18 protein-coding genes, 2 pseudogenes and 1 riboswitch are annotated in these 21,478 nt (G+C 54.0%); of the genes and pseudogenes, 7 read left to right on the top strand and 13 right to left on the bottom strand.

From position 1 onward, the window contains the following. Positions 1 to 9: 9 nt before the first annotated feature. Together DXB00_RS18045 and DXB00_RS00380 are read left to right on the top strand one after the other, a co-directional pair. Positions 10 to 393, top strand: a complete 384-nt coding sequence (locus tag DXB00_RS18045) for a zinc-ribbon domain-containing protein (RefSeq protein ID WP_442861353.1) — start codon at positions 10 to 12, stop codon at positions 391 to 393. Beyond that, positions 390 to 1,280, top strand: a complete 891-nt coding sequence (locus DXB00_RS00380) for a tyrosine-type recombinase/integrase (RefSeq protein WP_330575166.1) — start codon at positions 390 to 392, stop codon at positions 1,278 to 1,280. Before DXB00_RS18045 ends, DXB00_RS00380 begins: the two co-directional genes overlap by 4 nt. Positions 1,281 to 1,659: 379 nt before the next feature. Here DXB00_RS00380 and DXB00_RS00375 read toward each other — a convergent pair whose 3' ends face one another. Both DXB00_RS00375 and DXB00_RS00370 read right to left on the bottom strand, forming a co-directional pair. Next, on the bottom strand, positions 1,660 to 3,021 hold the full coding sequence (locus DXB00_RS00375) for an NCS2 family permease (RefSeq protein ID WP_118728844.1): 1,362 nt from the start codon (positions 3,019 to 3,021) through the stop codon (positions 1,660 to 1,662). 62 nt (positions 3,022 to 3,083) lie between these two features. Next, positions 3,084 to 3,608, bottom strand: a complete 525-nt coding sequence (locus DXB00_RS00370; RefSeq protein WP_110435309.1) for an adenine phosphoribosyltransferase — start codon at positions 3,606 to 3,608, stop codon at positions 3,084 to 3,086. A 440-nt stretch (positions 3,609 to 4,048) separates the two neighbouring features. On the opposite strand from DXB00_RS00370, the gene DXB00_RS00365 reads away from it, so the two are divergent. Further along, entirely contained in the window at positions 4,049 to 4,243 is a 195-nt protein-coding gene (locus DXB00_RS00365) for a hypothetical protein (protein WP_118728843.1), read from the top strand. A gap of 81 nt (positions 4,244 to 4,324) precedes the next feature. Here DXB00_RS00365 and DXB00_RS00360 read toward each other — a convergent pair whose 3' ends face one another. Further along, complete coding sequence (locus tag DXB00_RS00360; RefSeq protein ID WP_118728842.1) at positions 4,325 to 4,699, bottom strand: DUF4186 domain-containing protein; 375 nt, start codon at positions 4,697 to 4,699, stop codon at positions 4,325 to 4,327. 138 nt (positions 4,700 to 4,837) lie between these two features. Here DXB00_RS00360 and DXB00_RS00355 point away from each other — a divergent pair, with 138 nt between their 5' ends. Further along, a complete protein-coding gene (locus DXB00_RS00355; protein WP_118728841.1) occupies positions 4,838 to 7,252 on the top strand; it encodes an ATP-dependent helicase in 2,415 nt (804 codons plus the stop codon). A 36-nt stretch (positions 7,253 to 7,288) separates the two neighbouring features. On the opposite strand, the gene DXB00_RS00350 is transcribed toward DXB00_RS00355, so the two are convergent. Next, the gene (locus tag DXB00_RS00350) at positions 7,289 to 7,525 is read right to left on the bottom strand and encodes a helix-turn-helix domain-containing protein (RefSeq protein ID WP_118728840.1); all 237 of its coding nucleotides are present in this window, start codon (positions 7,523 to 7,525) and stop codon (positions 7,289 to 7,291) included. Between the two features lie 136 nt (positions 7,526 to 7,661). Between DXB00_RS00350 and DXB00_RS00345 the strand changes: the two genes are divergently transcribed. After that, the gene (locus DXB00_RS00345) at positions 7,662 to 7,856 is read left to right on the top strand and encodes a hypothetical protein (protein WP_119214343.1); all 195 of its coding nucleotides are present in this window, start codon (positions 7,662 to 7,664) and stop codon (positions 7,854 to 7,856) included. A 464-nt stretch (positions 7,857 to 8,320) separates the two neighbouring features. Here the strand turns inward: DXB00_RS00345 and DXB00_RS00340 are convergent, their stop codons facing one another. From DXB00_RS00340 to pflB, 8 genes and pseudogenes are all read right to left on the bottom strand, one after another. After that, complete coding sequence (locus DXB00_RS00340) at positions 8,321 to 9,028, bottom strand: sigma-70 family RNA polymerase sigma factor (RefSeq protein ID WP_243022600.1); 708 nt, start codon at positions 9,026 to 9,028, stop codon at positions 8,321 to 8,323. Next, positions 9,025 to 9,353: pseudogene (locus tag DXB00_RS00335) on the bottom strand (ATP-binding protein). Before DXB00_RS00335 ends, DXB00_RS00340 begins: the two are co-directional and overlap by 4 nt. Before the next feature lie 107 nt (positions 9,354 to 9,460). Further along, complete coding sequence (locus tag DXB00_RS00330; RefSeq protein WP_110435314.1) at positions 9,461 to 9,781, bottom strand: anti-sigma factor antagonist; 321 nt, start codon at positions 9,779 to 9,781, stop codon at positions 9,461 to 9,463. Positions 9,782 to 9,938: 157 nt separating this feature from the next. Then, positions 9,939 to 11,243, bottom strand: coding sequence for a bifunctional folylpolyglutamate synthase/dihydrofolate synthase (locus tag DXB00_RS00325; RefSeq protein WP_158578252.1), 1,305 nt, complete (start codon positions 11,241 to 11,243; stop codon positions 9,939 to 9,941). Between the two features lie 197 nt (positions 11,244 to 11,440). Next, positions 11,441 to 11,821: pseudogene (locus tag DXB00_RS00320) on the bottom strand (NifB/NifX family molybdenum-iron cluster-binding protein); the annotation flags it as partial. 55 nt (positions 11,822 to 11,876) lie between these two features. After that, a complete protein-coding gene (locus tag DXB00_RS00315) occupies positions 11,877 to 12,695 on the bottom strand; it encodes a P-loop NTPase (RefSeq protein ID WP_117751035.1) in 819 nt (272 codons plus the stop codon). 1,149 nt (positions 12,696 to 13,844) lie between these two features. Continuing rightward, complete coding sequence (gene pflA, locus DXB00_RS00310; protein ID WP_118728837.1) at positions 13,845 to 14,543, bottom strand: pyruvate formate-lyase-activating protein; 699 nt, start codon at positions 14,541 to 14,543, stop codon at positions 13,845 to 13,847. A 179-nt stretch (positions 14,544 to 14,722) separates the two neighbouring features. Next, positions 14,723 to 16,951, bottom strand: a complete 2,229-nt coding sequence (pflB, locus tag DXB00_RS00305; RefSeq protein ID WP_118728836.1) for a formate C-acetyltransferase — start codon at positions 16,949 to 16,951, stop codon at positions 14,723 to 14,725. Positions 16,952 to 17,026: 75 nt separating this feature from the next. After that, positions 17,027 to 17,141: riboswitch (ZMP/ZTP riboswitch) on the bottom strand. A gap of 191 nt (positions 17,142 to 17,332) precedes the next feature. Here pflB and DXB00_RS00300 point away from each other — a divergent pair. Further along, entirely contained in the window at positions 17,333 to 18,412 is a 1,080-nt protein-coding gene (locus DXB00_RS00300; protein ID WP_117751038.1) for a 6-phosphofructokinase, read from the top strand. Between the two features lie 413 nt (positions 18,413 to 18,825). Here DXB00_RS00300 and DXB00_RS00295 read toward each other — a convergent pair whose 3' ends face one another. Continuing rightward, positions 18,826 to 20,109, bottom strand: a complete 1,284-nt coding sequence (locus tag DXB00_RS00295) for an adenylosuccinate synthase (RefSeq protein ID WP_110435320.1) — start codon at positions 20,107 to 20,109, stop codon at positions 18,826 to 18,828. Positions 20,110 to 20,332: 223 nt separating this feature from the next. On the opposite strand from DXB00_RS00295, the gene DXB00_RS00290 reads away from it, so the two are divergent. Beyond that, the gene (locus DXB00_RS00290) at positions 20,333 to 21,460 is read left to right on the top strand and encodes a cysteine desulfurase family protein (RefSeq protein ID WP_117751039.1); all 1,128 of its coding nucleotides are present in this window, start codon (positions 20,333 to 20,335) and stop codon (positions 21,458 to 21,460) included. Positions 21,461 to 21,478: the final 18 nt, after the last annotated feature.

The raw sequence follows: 21,478 nt of genomic DNA, 5'->3' as shown, positions 1-21,478 counted from the left end.
TTATGATATATGATTACTAATAGCAAATCAATGGGGAAGGTGATAATAGTGTTGATGAAATGCCCTGAATGCGAATTACAAGTAAGCGACAAAGCAATTTCTTGTCCTCACTGTGGATTTCCATTGCAACCAAATATAAAACCGAGAAAACCTCGGAATAAGAATAACAAACGCCGTAGACTGCCAAATGGTTTCGGGCAGATCAGTGAGATCAAGAATCGGAATCTCCGCAACCCATTTCGAGCTATGATAAGTGTCGGAAAGGATTCGAACGGACGGCCTATCTGCAAGCCTCTTAAACCGGAGTCATACTTTCGACATACAACGATGCCTACGCCGCCCTCGTCGAGTACAATAAGAACCCTTACGACCTTGAACCGTCTATTACTATGAAGGAACTTTACGAGAAATGGCTTGCTGAATACGAGAAGACAGTTAAAAGCACTCGTTCAGTAGCTTCAGCATGGGGGTATTGCTCGGCCGTGTATGATATGCGAGTCAAAGATGTCCGCGCTCGTCATGTAAAAGGTTGTATGGACGAAGGCTTATCGAAGGTTCGAGGCGAAGAGAAGACACCAAGTGCATCCATGAAGAACCAGATTAAGTCTTTGTTTAACTTGATGCTGGATTATGCCTTGGAGTACGAGCTTGTTGACCGGAACTATTCGCGAACTTTTAACCTCAGTGAGGAAACAATCAAAGAAATCGTCACAGTTAAGAACGAGCATATTCCTTTTACGGAAGAAGAGATGGACTTGCTTTGGGAACACACTGATGATAAAATGCTTGTAGATGTCCTGCTTATTCAGTGCTATTCTGGTTGGCGTCCCCAAGAACTTGGTTTGCTTGAATTAAAAAATGTAGATTTGGAAAACTGGACTTTCCGAGGCGGTATCAAAACTGATGCCGGTACCGATCGTGTCGTTCCAATTCACTCGAAGATCCGTCATTTGGTCAAACAAAAATATAAAGAGGCGCAGGAGCTTGGGAGTCTGTATCTGCTCAACTATGTTAATCCGAATGCTCGCAGCAAAAACACTGCACTCACTTATGCTCGATACCAAAAAGGCTTCAGCATGATTCGAGATGAATTGAATTTGAACCCCGAGCATAGACCGCATGATGGTCGCAAACACTTTGTGACGATGGCAAAGAAGTACGGCGTTGACGAGTACGCAATCAAATATATGGTCGGTCACAAGATCTCTGACATCACTGAAAAGGTTTATACCCAGAGAGAATTTGAGTGGTTGAAAGACGAAATCGAAAAAATAAAATAGCTTGTAAAAACAAAGAAAAGCCTCCCCGAAGTGGGAGCACCAACAAAGGCACTCAGCACAACGAGGAGGCTGACTTTGTGTAGGAATATAGATGTAGGAGTAGTGTAGAAATAATGCACAAGTTGCCTGCATTTCTCGGCATTTATCCACTTCTAACCACTCTGAAAACAGCGTAATTACAGGGGTTTAGAAGCAGCTGGATTGTAGTAAGTTTCTATCGTACTAACTCCTACGTTTTCTGTCAAGTATCGACACCGTTCAACTGCAATCCCCACTGTTTTCGCGTATTTCCTCTGATATTCACCATGATTTTCATGCCATACAAAAAAGGCTGCCGAAGCGAGCTTCGGCAGCCTTCTGTATCTTTACGATTTCTTAATTAAAGGAAGATGTACTTGAGTACGAACAGTACTGCCAGAACGTACATCAGCGGAGCAACCTTCTTGCCCTTGCCGGCTGCAACATTCAGCAGAACGTAGGAGATAACGCCCAGAGAGATACCCTCGGAGATGCTGTAGAACAGCGGCATAGCGATGATGGCGAGATAAGCCGGGATGGACTCGGTCAGGTTGTCCAGATCGAAGTTGATCTCGGTTACGGTGCCTACCATCAGGAAGCCAACCATGATCAGCGCCGGAGCGGTTGCGAAGGACGGGATGGCGGTGAAGATCGGCGCAAACAGCGTGGATACAAGGAACAGGATGCCGGTAACCAGAGCGGTCAGGCCGGTACGGCCGCCGACTGCAACGCCGGATGCGGACTCAACAAAGGTGGTGGTGGTGGAAGTACCCAGAATTGCACCTGCGGAGGTTGCAATCGAGTCTGCCAGCAGAGCGGGCTTGATGCCCGGCAGCTTGCCGTCCTTATCGAGCATCTTCGCCTTGGTGGCAACACCGATCAGCGTGCCGAGGGTGTCGAAGATATCAACGAACAGGAACGAGAAGATGACAACGATGAAGTTTACGATGCCAACCGCGCTGAAATCAACATTGAAGCACTGGCCGAAGGTCAGACCCAGTCTGGAGAAGTCGGTCATGCCCCAGCTCGGGAACAGAGAATAGAAGCCTGCGTCCGGCGTCGGAACGTAAAGGCCGGTCACCTGACAGATCATGCCGAGGATCCAGGTCAGCAGGATGCCGTACAGGATGGCGCCCTTCATCTTGCGGGTGTAGAATACTGCGGTGAAGAACAGACCGATCAGCGTCAGCAGTGCGCAGATGCCTGCGGTGTGGAAATTCTCCGGGAAGCTGATGATGCCGACCAGCGTTGCGGAGTCCACGCACAGGCCGGAGTTCTGCAGGCCGATGAAGGCGATGAACAGACCGATACCAACCGAAACACCCTTTTTGAGCGTCAGCGGAATGGCATTGAAGATGGCCTCACGGATGTTGGTGAGCGACAGGACGATGAAGATCAGGCCCTCAATGAATACGGCCAGCAGCGCAACCTGCCAGCTGTAGCCATAGCCTGCAACAACGGTGTACGCCATAAAGGCGTTCAGACCCATGCCGGCAGAGAGCGCGAACGGCAGGTTTGCCATAAACGCCATGCACAGCGTGCCCAGGCAGGATGCCAGAGCGGTTGCCAGCAATACCGCGGTGGTATCCATACCGGTGGAGCCGAGTACGCTCGGGTTTACGGCAAGGATGTACGCCATGGTCATAAAGGTAGTGATACCGGCCATGACCTCGGTCTTGACTGTGGTTTTGTGTTCCGATAGCTTGAAAACACGTTCAAACATCGAATAACCCCCTTTTTAATTTTCAGGCTTTCGCCTTGATTACTGTGAAATGATAATTTTACTTACTTCCCCTCGTAAGCGACAACCGTCTCCGCCGGACAGGTTTTGATGCGGTCGCGTCCGTGCAGACCCTTGAGCTCCAGCAGGCAGACAACCTTGACGACCTTCGCGCCGAGCTGCTCCAACAGGTGGACAGCCGCCTCAAGCGTACCGCCGGTAGCGATCAGGTCATCGACAACGACGATCTTCATCCCCGGCTTGATGTCATCGCGGTGTACCTCGATGGTCTCCATGCCGTATTCCAGCTCGTAGGACATGCGGGACGTTGCACGCGGCAGTTTGCCCTGCTTGCGGATCGGAATGAATGCCTTATGCAGATTGTACGCCATCGGTGCACCGAACAGGAATCCGCGGGATTCCAGACCGGCGATTGCGTCAAACTCCACGCCGTCCAGCAGCGCAGTCATCTCGTCCACCGCCAGATGGAAGCCGTCCGCATCACCGAGCACGGTGGTAATATCGCGGAAGATGATGCCCTCCTTCGGAAAATCCGGAATGCTGGTGATATACTGCTCAACCTTACTCATGAAACCTCAATTTCCTCCTTATCCCTGCCGCCCGGCAGAGAATCAATTATGCTGTTTTTACCATTTAGCGCGTAAAACAGCAACACTTCTTATATATTATCAAATCGTGTCGTTTGTGACAAGAGATTGATTGTACGAAATGCAGATTTTTTAACATGAAAATTATTACAGCTATACAAATCCTCATCAAATTGTTCACTATCGGATACGGAGCGAGTGCCAGCCCTTGGCTCGGTGGTTCGCCACACCCGCGGCGGCGGGTAACTCGTTGGCCCAGTAGTTACGGACGGCACCTGAGAGTTTCATCTTTAGTACCTCTTACCTTTTATATAACCGCTATTTACTGTAACCATCTGCATCTCATTTATTGCGTTCTTCCTATCGCTGTGCTATGCTGTGTATATACCGACTAACCTCGTTTATGATGGGAGGCTACTGTGATGAATCGAAAAAGCGTTATCAATATTCTCTGTGCCCTGTCGGCCATGATTGCTGTCGGAATTGCGGTTTGGATCACTCTGACTGCCCACACACCGCACACGATGGACGATTATATCAACCATCAATACTTGATTGGTGTTTCCAGCGGAATCGCACTCATACTATGTATTATCCGCAGCTATATGTCAAAATAGCAGAAGAGACGCAACTGCGTCTCTTTTTTATTCTATGGAGAGCGGTAAACCGCAAGTCTCTCTTCACTCTCACTCTAATTCTCAATTTTCCATTTCTCTCCTCATCCAGCTCATCAGCATTCCAACGATATAGACCTGCTGCTCCGCCGAAAGCGGCACCCCCTGCGGGATGCCATGCCATTTTGCCAGACAGCCGCGGCAGCAGCAGGCGGTCGCGTGCTGCGCGATGAACACCGGATGCCCGCGCATGGGTGTCTGCTTGCCGTCGTTTTTCGGCTCGGCCGGTGCAAGCCGCTTGGAAACGAAATCTGCCGCGTGGTCGGCAACCGTGTTCCATCCCTTATCGCGGATATACTGCTTATCCTGCGTCTTCAAATGAAAACGGCTGCGGAAATTCGAGCGCGAAAGCCGCACGAGCATCTGTGCATAGGTTTCCTGCCGCTGTTTGTCTGTCATTACGCTCACCTCTTTTTATAGTATACTCCGATCGACTTTTTTACGCAATCCGGATAGAACATTTGTTTTCTTTTCCCGAATATGATATACTATCTCTGCATTTGATTTTCTGTATCTTCAAACGAAACGAGGAAACCTATGGAACCGACCAAATTTGATATGAAATATGCCGCTGTCCGGCGTGCGATCATCGAACAGCGCTTTTCCAAGTTAAACGACAAGCAGCGCGAGGCTGTCTATCAGACCGAGGGTCCGCTGCTCATCCTGGCGGGTGCAGGCAGCGGCAAGACGACCGTGCTCATCAACCGCATCATCAACATTCTCAAGTTCGGCGACGGACTGGAAAGTGAATTTGCGCCCGACTGGGCGACCGAAGACGATCTTCTGTTTCTGACCGAATACCTGACCGATCCTAAGCCGGAGAACCGCGCCCGCGCGGAGCACCTGTGCGCGATGAATCCTGCCCGCCCGTGGCAGGTGATTGCGATCACGTTCACCAACAAAGCCGCGCGTGAGCTGCGCGAGCGTCTGGAGTTTGCCCTCGGTGACGAGGAAGCCGCGTCCGCTGTCTGGGCGTACACCTTCCACACGGCCTGCCTGCGCATTCTGCGCAAGCACGTTGACCTGCTCGGCTTTGAGAGCGCGTTCACCATCTACGATGAGGACGACAAGAAGCGCGTCATTCTCAACGTAATGAAAAAGCTCGATCTCGATCCCAAGAATTTCGATCCGCGAACCGTGATGGGCATGATCTCCCGCGCAAAGGACAAGCTGATGACCCCGCGTCAGTTCAGCGCGGATGCCGTCGGTGACTACTTCCGTGAAAAGGTCGCAGACGTCTACCGCGATTACGAAAAGGCCATGAAAAAGGCCTGTGCACTGGATTTCGACGATATTATCATGAAAACCGTGCTGCTGCTGCAGAACAACCCCGAGGTGCTTGAATACTACCAGCGCCAGTTCCGCTATGTGCTCGTGGACGAGTATCAGGATACCAACTACGCGCAGTATGTGCTCACCAGCCTGCTGGCAGGTTATTATGAGAACATCTGCGTGGTCGGTGATGACGACCAGAGTATCTACAAATTCCGCGGTGCAACGATCACGAATATTCTGGAGTTTGAAAAGCAGTTCAAGGACGCGAAAACCATCCGTCTGGAACAGAATTACCGCTCGACCGGCAACATTCTCAATGCTGCAAACGAGGTTATCCGCAACAACGTCGGCCGCAAGGGCAAGGAGCTGTGGACCGACCACGGTGACGGTGCGAAAATCCGTCTGCATCGCTCGGACAGCCAGGAAGGCGAAGCTGCCTACATTGCCGATACCATCCGCGAGGGCGTGGAGCAAGGCCGAAAATGGGGAGATTTCGCCGTTCTGTACCGCAATAACGTCCTGTCGGATAACATTGCCGCCGCATTCATCCGCGCAGGCATTCCGTACCGCGTGTACAAGGGCCGCGACTTCTTCTCGCGCGCCGAGGTCAAGGACATGTTCGCCTACCTGTGGGTGATCGAAAATCCGGCGGACGAGCTGCGTCTGCGCCGCATCATCAACACGCCTGCCCGCAAGATTGGCGATAAATCGGTCGAAACCGCCATGCAGCTTGCCGTCGAGTACGGCACGACACTGTACGATGTGGTATGCCATGCCTCTCAGTACCCTGCCCTGTCCCGCGGTGCCGCGGCAATGGAGAAGTTCGGCGAGATGATCGAAAATCTGCGCAAGCTGCGGGAATTTGTCTCGCTTTCCGAGCTGTACGATGAACTCATGGACAAAAGCGGCTACATCCGTGCGCTGCAGCTCAAGGGCGGTGTAGAAGAGGAAAGCCGCATTGAGCACATTGAAGAGCTGAAATCCTACATTGTCGATTACGAGGACAAGACCAAAACGCCGTCGCTCGGTGATTTTCTCGAGAACATGGCGCTGTACACGGATGCCGACCAGTCCGGCGAGGACGATGACGCGGTTATCATGATGACCATGCATGCCGCCAAGGGTCTGGAGTTCCCTGTCGTGTTCCTCGCGGGCATGGAAGATGGGCTGTTCCCCGGCTTCCGTGCAATGGAGAAAGACGAGGACATGGAGGAGGAACGCCGCCTGTGCTACGTTGCCGTCACCCGCGCAAAGGAGCAGTTGTATCTCACCTGTGCGGAGCGCCGCCTGCTGTATGGCCGCACGCAGTATTCGCATCCGTCGCGCTTTGTTGATGAGATGCCGGAGGAGCTGCTTGAGAGCAATATCACCGAAAGCCGCCGGTTCTCAAACGCAACTGCACCCGATCCCACGCTTTCACGTCCGCAGGTGGCGCGCGCGCGGTATGTCTCTGCCGCAAATACTGCGCCGAGCGCGTCACTGGCCTCGGCAGCTAAAAGCAAGCCGCTGCCGAACTTTGCCGCCGGCGACCGCGTGTTCCATAAGGCCTTCGGCGATGGACTGATCGTATCGGTAAAGCCGATGGGCGGCGATGCCCTGCTCGAAATTGCATTTGATCAGAAGGGCACCAAGCGACTGATGGCCAAGTCGGCCGGACAGTTTATGCACAAAACTTAATATGCAAAAACCCTCTGAACACATTCATTCAGAGGGTTATTCAAACTTAAATTCTACATTTTCTTCAATAATTTCAACCAATTCATGCGGTTTCATATTCAGCGCAAATGCAATCTTAAATAGCGTATCAACATTAGGACTTCTTAATCCACGTTCGATTTTGCTGTAATGTGTACGGTCTAAAGCCGCTAAACCGCTTAATTGTTCCTGCGTAATGCCCTTTTTCACCCGTAATTCTCGTATAATTATGCCAATGCTCTTCGCATCTATCATTCCATCATCCTCCCTATTGTTATGATAACAATAGGGCATTTATTTTATGAGGTCAGTTGACCTCACACAGTAAATATGCTATATTGAATATAAAGAAATTTCCATTACATTCAATGTTTGAATAGGAGATGGCATTATGAGCGATTTGGCATTATTAAAACAATCCGCCGTGAAAGGCTCTATTCGCAATGTACTTATCGATGAATTTGGGAATATCGCCAAAACCCTTGCACCCAAAATCATCGATGCTGTCGTAAAGCTGAAAACAAGGAAACTAACTGTCTATCGAAGGCTTTGGATACCACACTTCCCAAATTATTGGAAACCGTAGACAAGGGCGTTGCTGCTGCATTTGCTCCAGACCAGCAAACAGTTGACTACTCCAAAGCAATGCTGGATCTTCTTAAATATCAAATGACCATTATTCAGAACGACAACACTTTGTCCCTCTCTGAAAGAAATGCACAGCTTGATGATCTTACGATTAGATACAACGAGTACCAGAGTCAACTTGAGCAATATAAAGATCACGATGCTGGCCGCAAGAAATCCTTTATCGGCTCCATTGTTGCAGGTACTTCTGCTGTTATCGGCGCAGCGGTATTGCAGCTTTTGTGGCACATCCCAAGGATTTATCTTCTATTATTAAAACGCATCAAAGAACAAAAGCAACCAAGCATGTTTTTGATGGCCTCTTTGATACGTTCAAAAGCATTTTCAGCATATCCCATATTTTCCGCAATCTTTTCACAAAATAAGGACATAAAAAGGAGTTCTCTCACGAGAACTCCTTTTTCACTCTCTCAGCATTTCCCTCAGCTTCTCTATGGCACGTTTTTCGATGCGCGAGACCTGCACCTGCGACACACCGACAATGCGGCTGACCTGCTGCTGCGTCAAATCACGCGAATAGCGCAGACTGAGCACCTGCCGGTCGCGCTCGGGCAAGTCCTGCAGTGCGTCATGCAGCGACAAATGCAGGCAGGTTCTCTCCTCCATTCCCTCGTCACCGACCAGATCACCTACGCGTCCGCCGTCGGACAGTTCCCGCTCGAACGAGTCCACCGACACGTCCGCCTGCTCGCAGGCCGCTACTTCCTCGACCGTCAATCCGGCGGCCTGTGCCAATTCTGATACGGTCGGTGACCGTCCGTTCCGGCTCTCCCAATCGCTTTGCAGGCGGCGCACACGAACCGCGCGTTCCTTGACCGCCCGGCTGACCTTGACCGCGCCGTCGTCCCGCAGAAACCGCCGAATCTCACCCGCGATTTTGGGCACCGCATAAGTAGAAAACTCGTTGCCGCGCGACACATCGAAGCCACGCACGGCCTTGATGAAGCCGACACACGCCAGCTGATACAGATCGTCCGGCTCGGTGCCGCGCCCGTAATACCGCCGCGCGATCGACCAGATTAAACCGCTGTTGTCCTCGATCAGCCGCGCTTCCGCATCCCTGTCGCCCGAAGCCGCCTGCTCGAGCAGCGTGCGCATTTCTCCGGTCACGCCTGCCGCTCCTTCAGCACCTTGACCATCGCAACCAGCGTTCCCTTCCCCGGCGTGGAGCGCACGCGCATTTTGTCCGTGAATGTCTCCATGATGGTAAATCCCATGCCGCTGCGCGTGTCGTCGCCCGTGGTGAACATGGGCTGGCGCGCCTGCTCGACATTCTCAATGCCGCAGCCGGCGTCCTTACTTTCAGTTCCAGGGCGCGTCCCTCGAACAGCCGCACCGTGACCGTGATAAACCCGCATTTGTCCGCGTAGCCGTGCACAATGGCGTTTGTCACCGCCTCAGAGACCACGGTTTTGATGTCGCCAAGTTCCTCCATCGTTGGGTCCAGCTGCGCGACAAACGCGCCGACCGCCTGCCGCGCAAACGCCTCGTTGACCGAATGGCTCTCGAATTTCAGGCTCATTTTGTTGATGACCGCCCGCATTATTCCTTCCCCCTTTCAAAAACCATCACCTGCGGCAGACCGGCTGCCTCAAACACCCGCATCGGCTGCGGCGGCGTGCCGCGCACCGCAAATTCGCGTCCGCTGCGGGCACAGGTGCGGTACAGGTGCAGGACGACCGCCAGACCGGAGCTGTCCATAAACGTCAGCTCGGACAGGTCGAGCACCAGCTTTTCACACGGAAACAGCACCAGCAGATCCTCGGTCTGCTCGATCGCCGCCCGTGCTGCATGATGGTCCAGTTCACCGGTGTACACCGCGATCAGCGTGCCCTCCTGCCTTCTCTGCGTGATTTGCAGCATATATGTCACCTCGAAATCAGCAAAATATTACCTCTTATTTCGCAGGGCACCCCGCCCTGCGATATACCAAACAATATACCTATTGAAAACAACTGACACAAAAATAAAAGGCTTGTACTTTCAAAGTACAAGCCTTATTTTACCTGTTTATTCCATTTTAATCTGTCGTTTTCGGTCGGCCGCGCAAAATCTTCTCGCACTCACCGATGAGGTACAGCGAACCGCAGATAAGAATGCAGTCGTTCATCTTCGCATGCTCCAGCGCAAGCTCGATGGCGTGCTCGGCGGATTCACACTCGTACACGCGCTTGCACGACTGCCGCGCCAGCTCTGCAATCGTGTGTACATCCAGCGAACGCTCACCCGCATCCGGCACACAGGCGTAAAAGTCATCCGCGCGGCTGGCGACCTCGTGAACACAGGTTTCGTAGTCCTTGTCGCGCACCATGCCCATCACAACGTGCAGCCGCTTCATCTTGAGCAGCTCATCCACCGCGTGACACAGAGCATCCGCGCCTGCGGCATTGTGTGCGCCGTCGAGCAGGATGAGCGGCTGATCGACCACGCGTTCCAGCCGGCCTGCGATACGCGCCCGCGCCAGACCGCGCACGGCGGCTTCGGTCGGAATGTTCCAGCCGCGCTCGCGCAGTGCGTTCAGCGCCCGCAGAGCCGTCCGCGCATTCTGCAGCTGATGCCGTCCGGGCATGGCAATGGTGTAGCCCTGCGCCTCGTACACGAACGCCGAACCGCCGATGTCACACCGCAGCACGCGGCAGTCCTCCGCTCCGCCAAACCAGACAGCACCCGCCGCATCACAGGCACGGCGCAGCACCCGCTGTACATCGTTCGGCTGACCGTCCGCGCAGACAACTGCCGTGCCCGGCTTGAAAATGCCTGCCTTCTCGGCCGCAATGACTGCCGTTGTGTTGCCGAGCACCGCCATATGGTCGAGCGAAATCGGCGTAATAACGCAGACCTCCGCATTTTTGATGACATTTGTCGCGTCACAGCGGCCGCCCAGACCGGTTTCGAGAACCACAATGTCGCATTCCTGCTCAACAAAACAGAGGAATGCCAGTGCGGTCGTGAACTCAAACTCGCCGATGGTCTCACCCTCGGGCAGTGTGAGCGATTCACACGCCACCGTTACTCGTTCGCACAGGCGCGTCAGATCGTCGTCCGAGATCATCACACCGTCCACGCGGATGCGCTCGTAAAACTGCACCAGATACGGCGAGGTATACAGTCCGGTGCGCAGTCCGGCCGCCTGCAGCGCCGAGGCGACCATGCACGCGGTCGAGCCCTTGCCGTTCGTGCCCGCAAGATGAACAAACTTCAGCCTGTCCTGCGGGTTGCCCAGCGCCTCGCACAGCGCCTTGATGCGGTGCAGACCCGGCTTGCCGGAAAATCTGCCGAGAGAGTGTATGTATTCGATTGCCGTTTTCGGATTTTCGGTATCCATAATAGCTTCTTTCCTTATATTATAATGATACATTTGATTATAACACAGTTTCATCAAATTGAGAATGGAGAATGGAAAATGGAGAATTACCTTTCCGCAAAAGGAGCGGCACTCGCTTCATCTGAACATTCATTCTCCATCTTCAATTCTCCATTGGAAACATAAAAACCACCGAAAATCGGTGGTTTTTATGTTTTTTACTTGATCTCCTCGACCGGAATCTGCTTGAGCAGCTCGCTCGGGCCGCAGCCGGAGCACTTTGCACAGTCGTGCATGCATGCCATCGGATCATCCGGATCTTCCTCACGGCCGATCTCGAGGATGGTCGGGTCACCCTGCTTTTCACCGACGAGGAACTTTGCAACCGATTCCTCCGCCGAGCCTTCGCAGCCGGGCACGAGCAGCACGCCGAGCATCTCGAGTGCGTTGCGCGTTGCCAGACCGAGCGAACCGCAGATGAGCACGTCGATCTGCTCCAGACCGGCGAACTTGATCAGGTCGGTCGCGGATGTGCCGGCAATCCCGGCAATGCGCTTGCCGACCGGTTCCCGGCCCTCGGTGGTGATAATGAGCACCTCACGGCAGTCGCCAGATTCTTGGCGATCCGGCCGTTTTCATATGCTACGCCAATGTTCATAACAGACCCTCCACGGTCTTAAGCGCACCGGAAAGCTCGTCCGGCAGCTTTGCATCCTCGATCTTGCCTGCGTCAACCGCCGCAGCCAGCTTCGGGTCGATCGGCAGTTTTGCCAGAACCGGCAGCTCGTAGTGTGCGGCTACCTCGTCGATATGGCTCTCACCGAACACCGAAATATGCTTGCCGCAGTCCGGGCACGCCAGATAGCTGTAGTTCTCCACAATGCCGAGCACCGGAATGTTCATCATCTTCGCCATCTTAACCGCCTTGCCTACGATCATGGAGACCAGATCCTGCGGCGAGGTGACAACGATGATACCGTCCACCGGCAGGGACTGGAACACGGTCAGCGGTACATCGCCCGTTCCGGGAGGCATATCGACAAACAGGAAGTCTACGTCGTCCCATACAACGTCAGACCAGAACTGCTTGACGGTCTCCGCGATGATCGGACCGCGGTAAATAACCGGATCGTCCTCATGCGGCAGCACCAGATTGATCGAGATCATCTGTACGCCGCCTTCACTACGTGCCGGAAGAATGCCTTCCTCGCAGCCCTCGAGCTGACCGTGTACGCCGAAGGTCTTGGGGATGGACGGGCCGGTGATGTCGGCATCCAGCACACCGCAGGAATAACCCTTGCGCGTCATGCCGACCGCCATCATCGAGGTGAGCAGGCTCTTGCCTACGCCGCCCTTGCCGGAAACAACGCCGATGACTTTTTTAACAGAGGCCGCCGGATTGGCTGCAACCTTGAGGCTCTTTTCGCCGCCGCAGTTAGACGAGCAGCTATCGCAATTATGCGAGCAACCCATAAAAAACAACTCCTTACCTATATATCTTGCCTAAAAAACAGTATACCCTAAAAAAACGTTTTCCGCAAGCATAGCACCGGCTTATTTATTGACAAATGCCAAAAACAGAAAAGCACCGCTGTTTCGTGGGGGAACGAAACAGCGGTGCTTTCGGTTAATAACACAAATTGAAAAAAGGGAAAAAGAGAAATGAAAAAAAATCGGATGACGTCAATGCGGGATTTGCGGCTCTCCCTCACTGACAAGTACAGTATACCGTCTTTTTATGCCGAATGTGTGAACGAAATTTGAATATGCTGTGAAGGATATGAAAAGAAAACAGCATATCGTCCAAACCGCAGTTTGGCAGCCAAAAGAGAAACGCCCTGTTTCCCGGGGGAAGGAAACAGGGCGTTCTCGTTGATGCAAATGAAAAGAGTTTAAGAAAAGGTGATAAAATCAAAGAAAAGAGGTTGTCAGCTTGAGAAAAGGGGTAACTCTTACTGACACCTATAGTATATCGCGCAGGCGCCCTTTAATTGTGAACAAATCATGAACAGACCTTGAAATATTTTTTACAATGTAAACAAGTATCCTGCTTAACCATTTCAAAGATACTCCGAGGCAGGAAAACACCCCGCTCCGTGGGGGAAACGGAACCGAGGCATTTTCGATCATTTCACAAAATAAAGGGGGTAAAAGAGAAATAAAAGATTGTAGATGACTATCGATTCAGGATTGCGGCTTCCCTTATCGACAATGTTAGTATACCGCACTTTGCTTCAAAATGTGTGAACGAATTTTGAACAGAATTTGAAAGGTTTGTGTACTGCCGAAAACCCGGTTTCGTACAGGAAAACACCCTGCCTCCGAGGGGGAACGGAAACAGGGTGTTTTCGGTCATTTCACAAAATAAAGGGGGTAAAAGAGAAATAAAAAAAATCAGTAGGCTGTGTCGTTCGGGATTGCGGCTTCCCTCATCGACAATGTTAGTATACCGCACTTTGCCGCAAAATGTGTGAACGAATTTTGAACAGAATTTGAAAGGTTTGTTTCTAAGGCAACACCGCATAATTGAACAAGAGTAATTTGCGAGTAAATTTTGCGTACTGACAAGACGCGGTGTTGCCTAAAGTTCATAATTTGCCGCTTGATTCCCGTTTTACCGTGTTACAGCTGTGCGACCATGGTTTTCAGGGCATCCGGGTTCATGGCAGGCGTGTCCTTCAGCGGAAACTCCAGACCGAGCCGTTCATATTTTTCCATGCACAGCTTGTGGAACGGCAAAAACTCCAGCTTTTCAAAGTTGGGATAGCTTTCCGCCTTGGCTTTGACGCGGTGTAAATGGTCCATCCCATCGGTCAGACCGGGCACGACCACATGCCGAATCCACAGCGGCACGTTTTTCATCGCGGTCAGCTGCAGGAAACGCTCAATCTGGTCGAAATCCGCGCGGCAGTTCTTGAGATAATCCGCTTTGGTGAGGAATTTCAGGTCGCACAGGACTAAATCTGTGTGCGCGAGCACCTTTTCCGCTTTGGAGAGATTGCCCACGCCGGAGGTATCGAGCGCGGTGTGTACGCCGTGCTCATGCAGCTTGGCGAAGAATTCCTCGACGAATTCGGCCTGTAGGAGCGGTTCGCCGCCGGTGACGGTTACGCCGCCGCCATTCTTCCAGTACGGACGAAACCGGAGAGCCTTGCGGACCAGCTCGTCCACGTCGGTCGGTGAGCCGCCTTCGGTCAGCCAGGTATCGGGATTGTGGCAATAGACGCACCGCAGCGGGCAGCCCTGCATAAATACGACGTATCGCACGCCGGGGCCGTCCACCGCGCCGAGGGACTGAATGGAATGAATGTTTCCGATCATATTGCCACTTTCCTTTCTATTCGGGAAAATAAATGGCTCCGTGGCTTTGACGCGGAACCATACCTCTGCCCGCGCCGCGGCGGCGCGTCCTCGTCCGCTGTGCGGGCGAGAGGGGGTTATCCAAACGGTTTCGCAAGGAACCGGTTGGGTATCTAAGGGGGACAGCGTCCCCTTAGAGGTTAAATCGCCTCGTGGAACGTGCGCGAAATAACCTCACGCTGCTGCTCGCGGCTCAGCTTGTAGAAGTTTACCGCGTAGCCGGAAACACGGATGGTCAGGTTCGGGTACTGCTCCGGATGCTCGTAAGCCGCCATGAGGGTTTCGCGGTTGAGCACGTTTACGTTCAGATGGTGCGCGTTCTGCGCGAAGTAGCCGCCCATGATGGCAACAAGGTTGTTCACCTGCTCCTCATCGGTCTTGCCGAGTGCACCCGGCGTGATGGAGAACGTGTTGGAGATGCCATCGCGGCAGTAGGTGTAGCTCAGCTTTGCAACCGAGTTGAGCGATGCCAGTGCGCCGGAAACATCACGGCCGCTCATCGGGTTTGCGCCCGGTGCCAGCGGTTCGCCGTGACGGCGGCCGTCCGGCGTGTTGCCGGTCTTTTTGCCGTACATTACGTTGGAGGTGATGGTCAGGATGGACAGCGTATGAATTGCGCCGCGGTACAGCGGGAACTGCGTCAGTGCCTGATAGAACTTCTCGACCTGCTCACACGCGATCTGATCTACGCGGTCGTCGTCGTTGCCGAACTTCGGGAAATCGCCCTCGATCTCAAAATCCACGATAATGCCGTTCTCCGGATTACGGATGGGCTTTACCTTGGCATACTTGATTGCGGAGAGCGAATCCGCCATGCAGCTCATGCCCGCAATGCCGAACGCCATCAGGCGGCGCACCTCAGTGTCATGCAGCGCCATCTGGCTCTTCTCGTAGGCGTACTTGTCGTGCATGTAATGGATGGTGTTCATCGCGGAAACGTAGGTCTTAGCCAGCCACGGACGGTAGAAGTCCATGCGGCGGAGAACCTCCTCGTAATCCAGCACATCGCCGTCCATGACCGGCATCTCCGGGCCGACCTGCTCGAACTTGTTCTCGTCACGGCCGCCGTTGATCGCCATCATCATCAGCTTGGCGATGTTGGCACGCGCACCGAAGAACTGCATGTCCTTGCCGACGCGCATCGCGGATACGCAGCACGCGATGGCGTAATCATCGCCATAGTACGGACGCATAACGTCGTCATTCTCGTACTGCAGAGCATCCGTGTCGATGGATACCTTTGCGATGAACTTCTTCCAGTTCTCCGGCAGGTTTTCGCTCCACAGAACGGTCAGATTCGGCTCTGCGGCAGCGTTCAGGTTGTACAGGGTGTTGAGCATGCGGTAGCTGTTCTTCGTAACCATGTGACGGCCGTCCTCACCGATGCCGCCGACCGCCTCGGTGATCCACATCGGGTCGCCGCCGAACAGCTCGTTGTACTCCGGCGTGCGCAGGTGGCGCGCCATACGCAGGTGCAGAACGAAGTCGTCCATGATCTCCTGCGCCTCGGACTCGGTCATGAGACCTGCCGCAATATCGCGCTCAAAGTAGATATCGAGGAAGGTGGAGGTGCGGCCAAGGCTCATTGCGGCGCCGTTCTGCTCCTTGATGCCGGCAAGATAGCCAAAGTACAGCCACTGAACGGCCTCCTTTGCGTTCTCCGCCGGACGGGTGATGTCAAAGCCGTAGGAAGCCGCCATTGCGATCATGTCCTTGAGTGCCTTGATCTGGTCGGAGAGCTCCTCCGCGCAGCGGATTTCCTTCTCGGTGGTCGGCACGCTGCCGAGCGCATCCTTGTCCTTCTGCTTTTCCGCGATCAGACGGTTCACGCCGTACAGTGCCACGCGGCGATAGTCACCGATGATGCGGCCGCGGCCGTAAGCATCCGGCAGGCCGGTCAGCAGACCAACGTGACGCGCTTCACGGACATCCTTGGTATATGCGGAGAATACGCCGTCGTTGTGGGTCTTGTGGTACTTGAACTCCTCCTCAATCTTGGGAGAAACCTCATAGCCGTACTGCTTGCACGCATCACGGATCATACGCATGCCGCCGAACGGATTGCATGCACGCTTGAGCGGCTCATCGGTCTGCAGGCCGACAATTACCTCGTTGTCCTTGTCGAGATAGCCCGGGCCGAACGCCGTGATGGTGATAACGGTCTCGGTGTCGATATTGCGGACACCGCCCTTTTCGCGCTCCTCCGCGAGCAGTGCGTCGAACTTCTCACGCAGCGCAGTCGTGCGTGCGGTAGCCGGAGCCAGAAAAGCGCCGTCACCATCATACGGGGTGTAATTCTTCTGGATAAAATCGCGGACGTTGATCTCGTTTTCCCAGTTGCCGCCATTAAAGTTGTTCCATGCGTTCATGTTCTTTTCCTCCTGTTTGTGCTGTCTGCTGTCCTTTTTATGGCAACAAAAAAGGACAGCATCGCGTATTGCTTGCGACACTGCCCAGACGGTCGGCATTGAGATGCACTTCACGGTGCATCTGATTACGGAACTCCCTGCTCCCCGGTGGTTTGCGCTCCACCTGTGTCCGTCAGTTGCAGGGAATCTGTCTGGCATTAGCATAACACATCTGCCGCTCAATATGCAACTGCCGAAAGTCACAAAAAATCCATGTGAAAAAACCGTGGAATCTGTGTAAAGTATCTTTTCAATTTACACAAAATAGGGTATAGTAAAAATATAATACTGCGCATTGTACACATATAGAGTGCGGAAAACAGAGTCAGGAGGCAGACGAGTATGTTGAAGATTGGTATGCTGACCAGCGGCGGCGACTGTCAGGGTCTGAACGCGGCACTGCGCGGTGTAGCGAAAACACTGTATAACGAACTGGGAGATAAAGTAACCATCTATGGTATTCGGGACGGCTACCGCGGTTTGATCGAAGGCGATTACCACGAAATGCTGCCCGAAGATTTTTCGGATATTCTGACGGTCGGCGGCACTATTCTCGGTACGTCGCGCCAGCCGTTCAAGGAAATGCGCAAGACCATCGAGGACAGCGAGGAGACCAAGCTGGATAAAATGCTGCACACGGTGAAAAAGGCAGGCTTTGACTGTCTGGTCATTCTTGGAGGCAACGGCACGCACAAGACCGCAAACCTGCTGAGCATGAAGGGTGTCAACGTAGTAACGCTGCCCAAGACGATCGACAACGATCTGTGGGGCACCGAGCTGACGTTCGGTTTTCAGTCCGCGATTGATATTGCGTCCACGGTTATTGATTCCATCCATTCCACCGCATTTTCGCACTCGCGTGTGTTCATCGTGGAGGTTATGGGACATAAAGCCGGCTGGCTGACGCTGTACGCAGGCATTGCCTCCGGCGCGGATGTCATCGTCATTCCGGAGATTCCCTACTCCGCAAAGAAGATTGCCGCAGCGATCGAAAAACGTGCCAAGGCGGGCAAACGATTCTCCATCATTGCAGTGGCTGAGGGCGCGATAAGTCAAGACGAGGCGAAGCTGAGCAAAAAGGAATTCAAGGCGGCGCGCGAGGCGATGACCTATCCGTCCATCTCCTACCGCATTGCGGACGAACTCAAGGAGCTGACCGGGCAGGAGATTCGCGTTACCATTCCGGGCCATTATCAGCGCGGCGGCGCTCCCTGCCCGGCCGACCGCGTGCTGACCAGCCGGTTCGGCGTAGCGGCAGCGCAGCTTATCACGCAGAAAAAATTCGGCTATATGGTCGCGCTGCAGGATAACCATATCGTGCCGGTTCCGCTGACCGAGGTCGCAGGCAAGCTGAAAACCGTTCCGCCCGATGGCGAACTGGTGAAGCAGGCAAGAGCGCTCGGACTGTCGATGGGCGACTGATTGCCGAATTGAGAATTGAAAATGGAGAATGAACGCAGCTATTTAATCCGTTCCAAAAAGGACGCATAATATGCGTCCTTTTTTCGTACGAAAGCACATATAAAATTCCGGTTTGCTTGCAAACCGCAACTACATGACAGGATTTCGTTCAGAAATCTGAGTCATTGTCCCGTGCCGTGCACGACCGCCGTTTCACGGCGGCATTCAATCGCGTTTGCCGTGCAAATGCAAAAAAACGCAGGACATGCGCGCGCAGCGCGGACATAGCCGCGCAAGGATAGCGCCTGCGTTTTTTTACAAGAAAAAAGGGATTTTGTGTGCCCGCCAAGGCGGACGCGCAAATCCCGTATAGGACGTATCCGAGCCATTGGCTCGGTACGTCCCTCTCGTCCGAAAGCGTGGTTTCGGACGAATTATTTGATGGTCATAACCTGATCACGAGCAGGGCCTACGCCAAGCATGGTGATCGGGCACTCGATGATACGCTCCAGCTCCTTGATGTAGGACTGCACGGTTGCCGGCAGTTCCTCAAAGGAACGGCAGTTGGTGATATCCTCATCAAAGCCGTCGAACTCCTCGTAAACCGGCTCACAGTCTACCAGATCCATGAAGTTTGCCGGGAACTCGGTAACGGTCTCGCCGTTCTTCAGCTTGTATGCAACGCAGACCTTGAGCTTCGGCAGGCCGCGCAGCGGGTCGATCTTGTTGATAACAACGTCGGTCAGACCGTTTACACGAACCGCATAGCGTGCAACGACTGCGTCGAACCAGCCGGTACGGCGCGGACGGCCGGTAACGGTACCGAACTCGCCGCCTGCATTGCGGATATAGTCACCGGTTTCATCGAACAGCTCGGTCGGGAACGGACCCTCGCCCACACGGGTGGTGTAGGACTTGAAAATGCCCATGATCTCGTTGATGGCAGTCGGGCCGACACCGGAACCGATGCAGCAGCCGCCTGCTACCGGATGAGACGAGGTAACATACGGATAGGTGCCCATGTCGAGGTCGAGCAGTGTGCCCTGCGCACCCTCGAACAGCACTTCCTTGCCGGACTTGATGGCGTCATAGGTCATAACGGTGGTGTCGCGCACCATCGGACGCAGACGGTCTGCGTAAACCTTGTACTCTGCGATAACAGCGTCCGCGTCGATCGGCTCGCCGCCGTAAACGCCGGTGATCACGCGGTTCTTGCGGGCACAGGTCTCGCGGATAACCTCCTCGAAACGCTCTGCGTCTACAAAATCGTGCATGCGGATGCCGCTGCGCTCGGACTTGTCCATGTAGGTCGGGCCGATGCCCTTCTTGGTGGTGCCGATTGCGGTGCCTTCCTTGGCCTTCTCTGCCTCGCTGAGCGCATCCAGCTCAAGGTGCCACGGCATGATGCAGTGGCAGCGTGCATCGATGAACAGCTTGTCGGTGGAAACGCCTTTCTCGTGCAGGCCGTCGATCTCGCCGAGGACAGCCTTCGGATTGACAACAACACCCGGGCCGATGACGTTGACGCACTCCGGATACAGGATGCCGGACGGAATCAGCTGCAGCTTGTACTTCTCACCGCCGGCTACAACGGTGTGACCGGCATTGTTGCCGCCCTGGCTGCGGACAACCAGATCCGCCTTGCCTGCGAAAATATCAATAAACTTACCCTTGCCTTCGTCGCCCCACTGGGCGCCGAGAATTACCTTACCTGGCATTAGGATTTCCTCCCTTTCTATCTGCAACGTGCTCTTGTCACGCAGTATACTTATAATAGGTAACAGCCATACCCTTAAAATTATAGCATACCCTTTTCTACTTTTCAATGCCGTTTTGCACGTTTTTGTCTTGTAAAAGGCGGCCCGCCGTTGTAAAATATTTTATAATAGCGGGAAGTATGGCCGCACGGCGGTCTGCCCCGATGAAGGAGTTCGTTTTTCTATGCATTATCTTGATAACGCGGCGACGACCCGCGTGCTGCCCGAAGCGGCCGAAGCGGCCGTTCACGCGATGTGCGAGGAGTTCGGCAACCCGTCCAGCCTGCACCGCATGGGGCTGGAGGCCTCGCATCTGCTCGAGGACAGCCGCAGGACGGTCGCGTCTGCGCTCGGCTGTCTGCCCGAGGAAGTATATTTCACCGCCTGCGGCACGGAGAGCACCAACATTAGCCTGCGCGGTACCGCTCACCTCAACCGACATAAAAAGGGCCGTATCATCACGACCGAGATCGAACACGCGGCAACCGTCAACACCGCAAAGCAGCTTGCTGCGGACGGCTTCGACGTAGTTTTCCTTGCGCCGGACGCAACCGGTCACATCACGCCCGAGGTGCTGAGCGATGCACTGACCGAGGACACCATTCTTCTCTCCTGCCAGCTGGTCAACAACGAGATCGGCACGGTACAGCCGGTCGAACAGCTCGGAAAGCTGCTCAAGGCCAAGGCACCCAAGGCGCTGTTCCATATTGATGCCGTACAGGGTCTTTGCCGTGTACGCCTGACGCCGAAAAAATGGAACTGCGACCTGATGAGCGTTTCCGGCCACAAAATCGGCGCACCCAAGGGCATCGGTGCGCTGTATGTGAAAAAGGGCCTGCGCCTGCCTCCGCTGACGTTCGGCGGCGGTCAGGAGCGCGGCATGCGTCCAGGCACCGAGGCCGTGCCGAATATCGCAGCATTTGCCAAGGCGTGCGAGATTCGCATGGCGCATTTCGACGAGGATTACGCCCATGTGCAGGAGCTCGCCGACTACCTCAAGCAGCAGGTCAGCGCCGAGCTGCCCGATGCACAGTTCAACGGCGAAGGCGATATCCCGCATGTGGTCAATCTTTCCATGCCCGGCTGCAAGAGCGAGGTCATGCTGCATGTACTCGAGGGGGACGAGGTTTACATTTCCAGCGGCTCAGCCTGCTCCAAGGGCAAGCAGAGCGGTGTGCTCAAGGCACTCGGTCTGCCGAAGGCGCGCACGGACAGCGCGCTGCGCGTTTCGTTTGCACCGTTCAACACAAAGGAAGATGTGGATGCGTTTGTTGCAGCGGTCAAAAAGGGCGCGAAAATGTTCCGCAGATAAGCTAATTCGTAATTAGGA

This window comes from Butyricicoccus sp. OF10-2 (assembly GCF_003481925.1).
Classification (GTDB): Bacteria; Bacillota; Clostridia; order Oscillospirales; family Butyricicoccaceae; genus Agathobaculum; species Agathobaculum butyriciproducens.
This window is presented reverse-complemented; position numbering and strand designations above follow the sequence as displayed.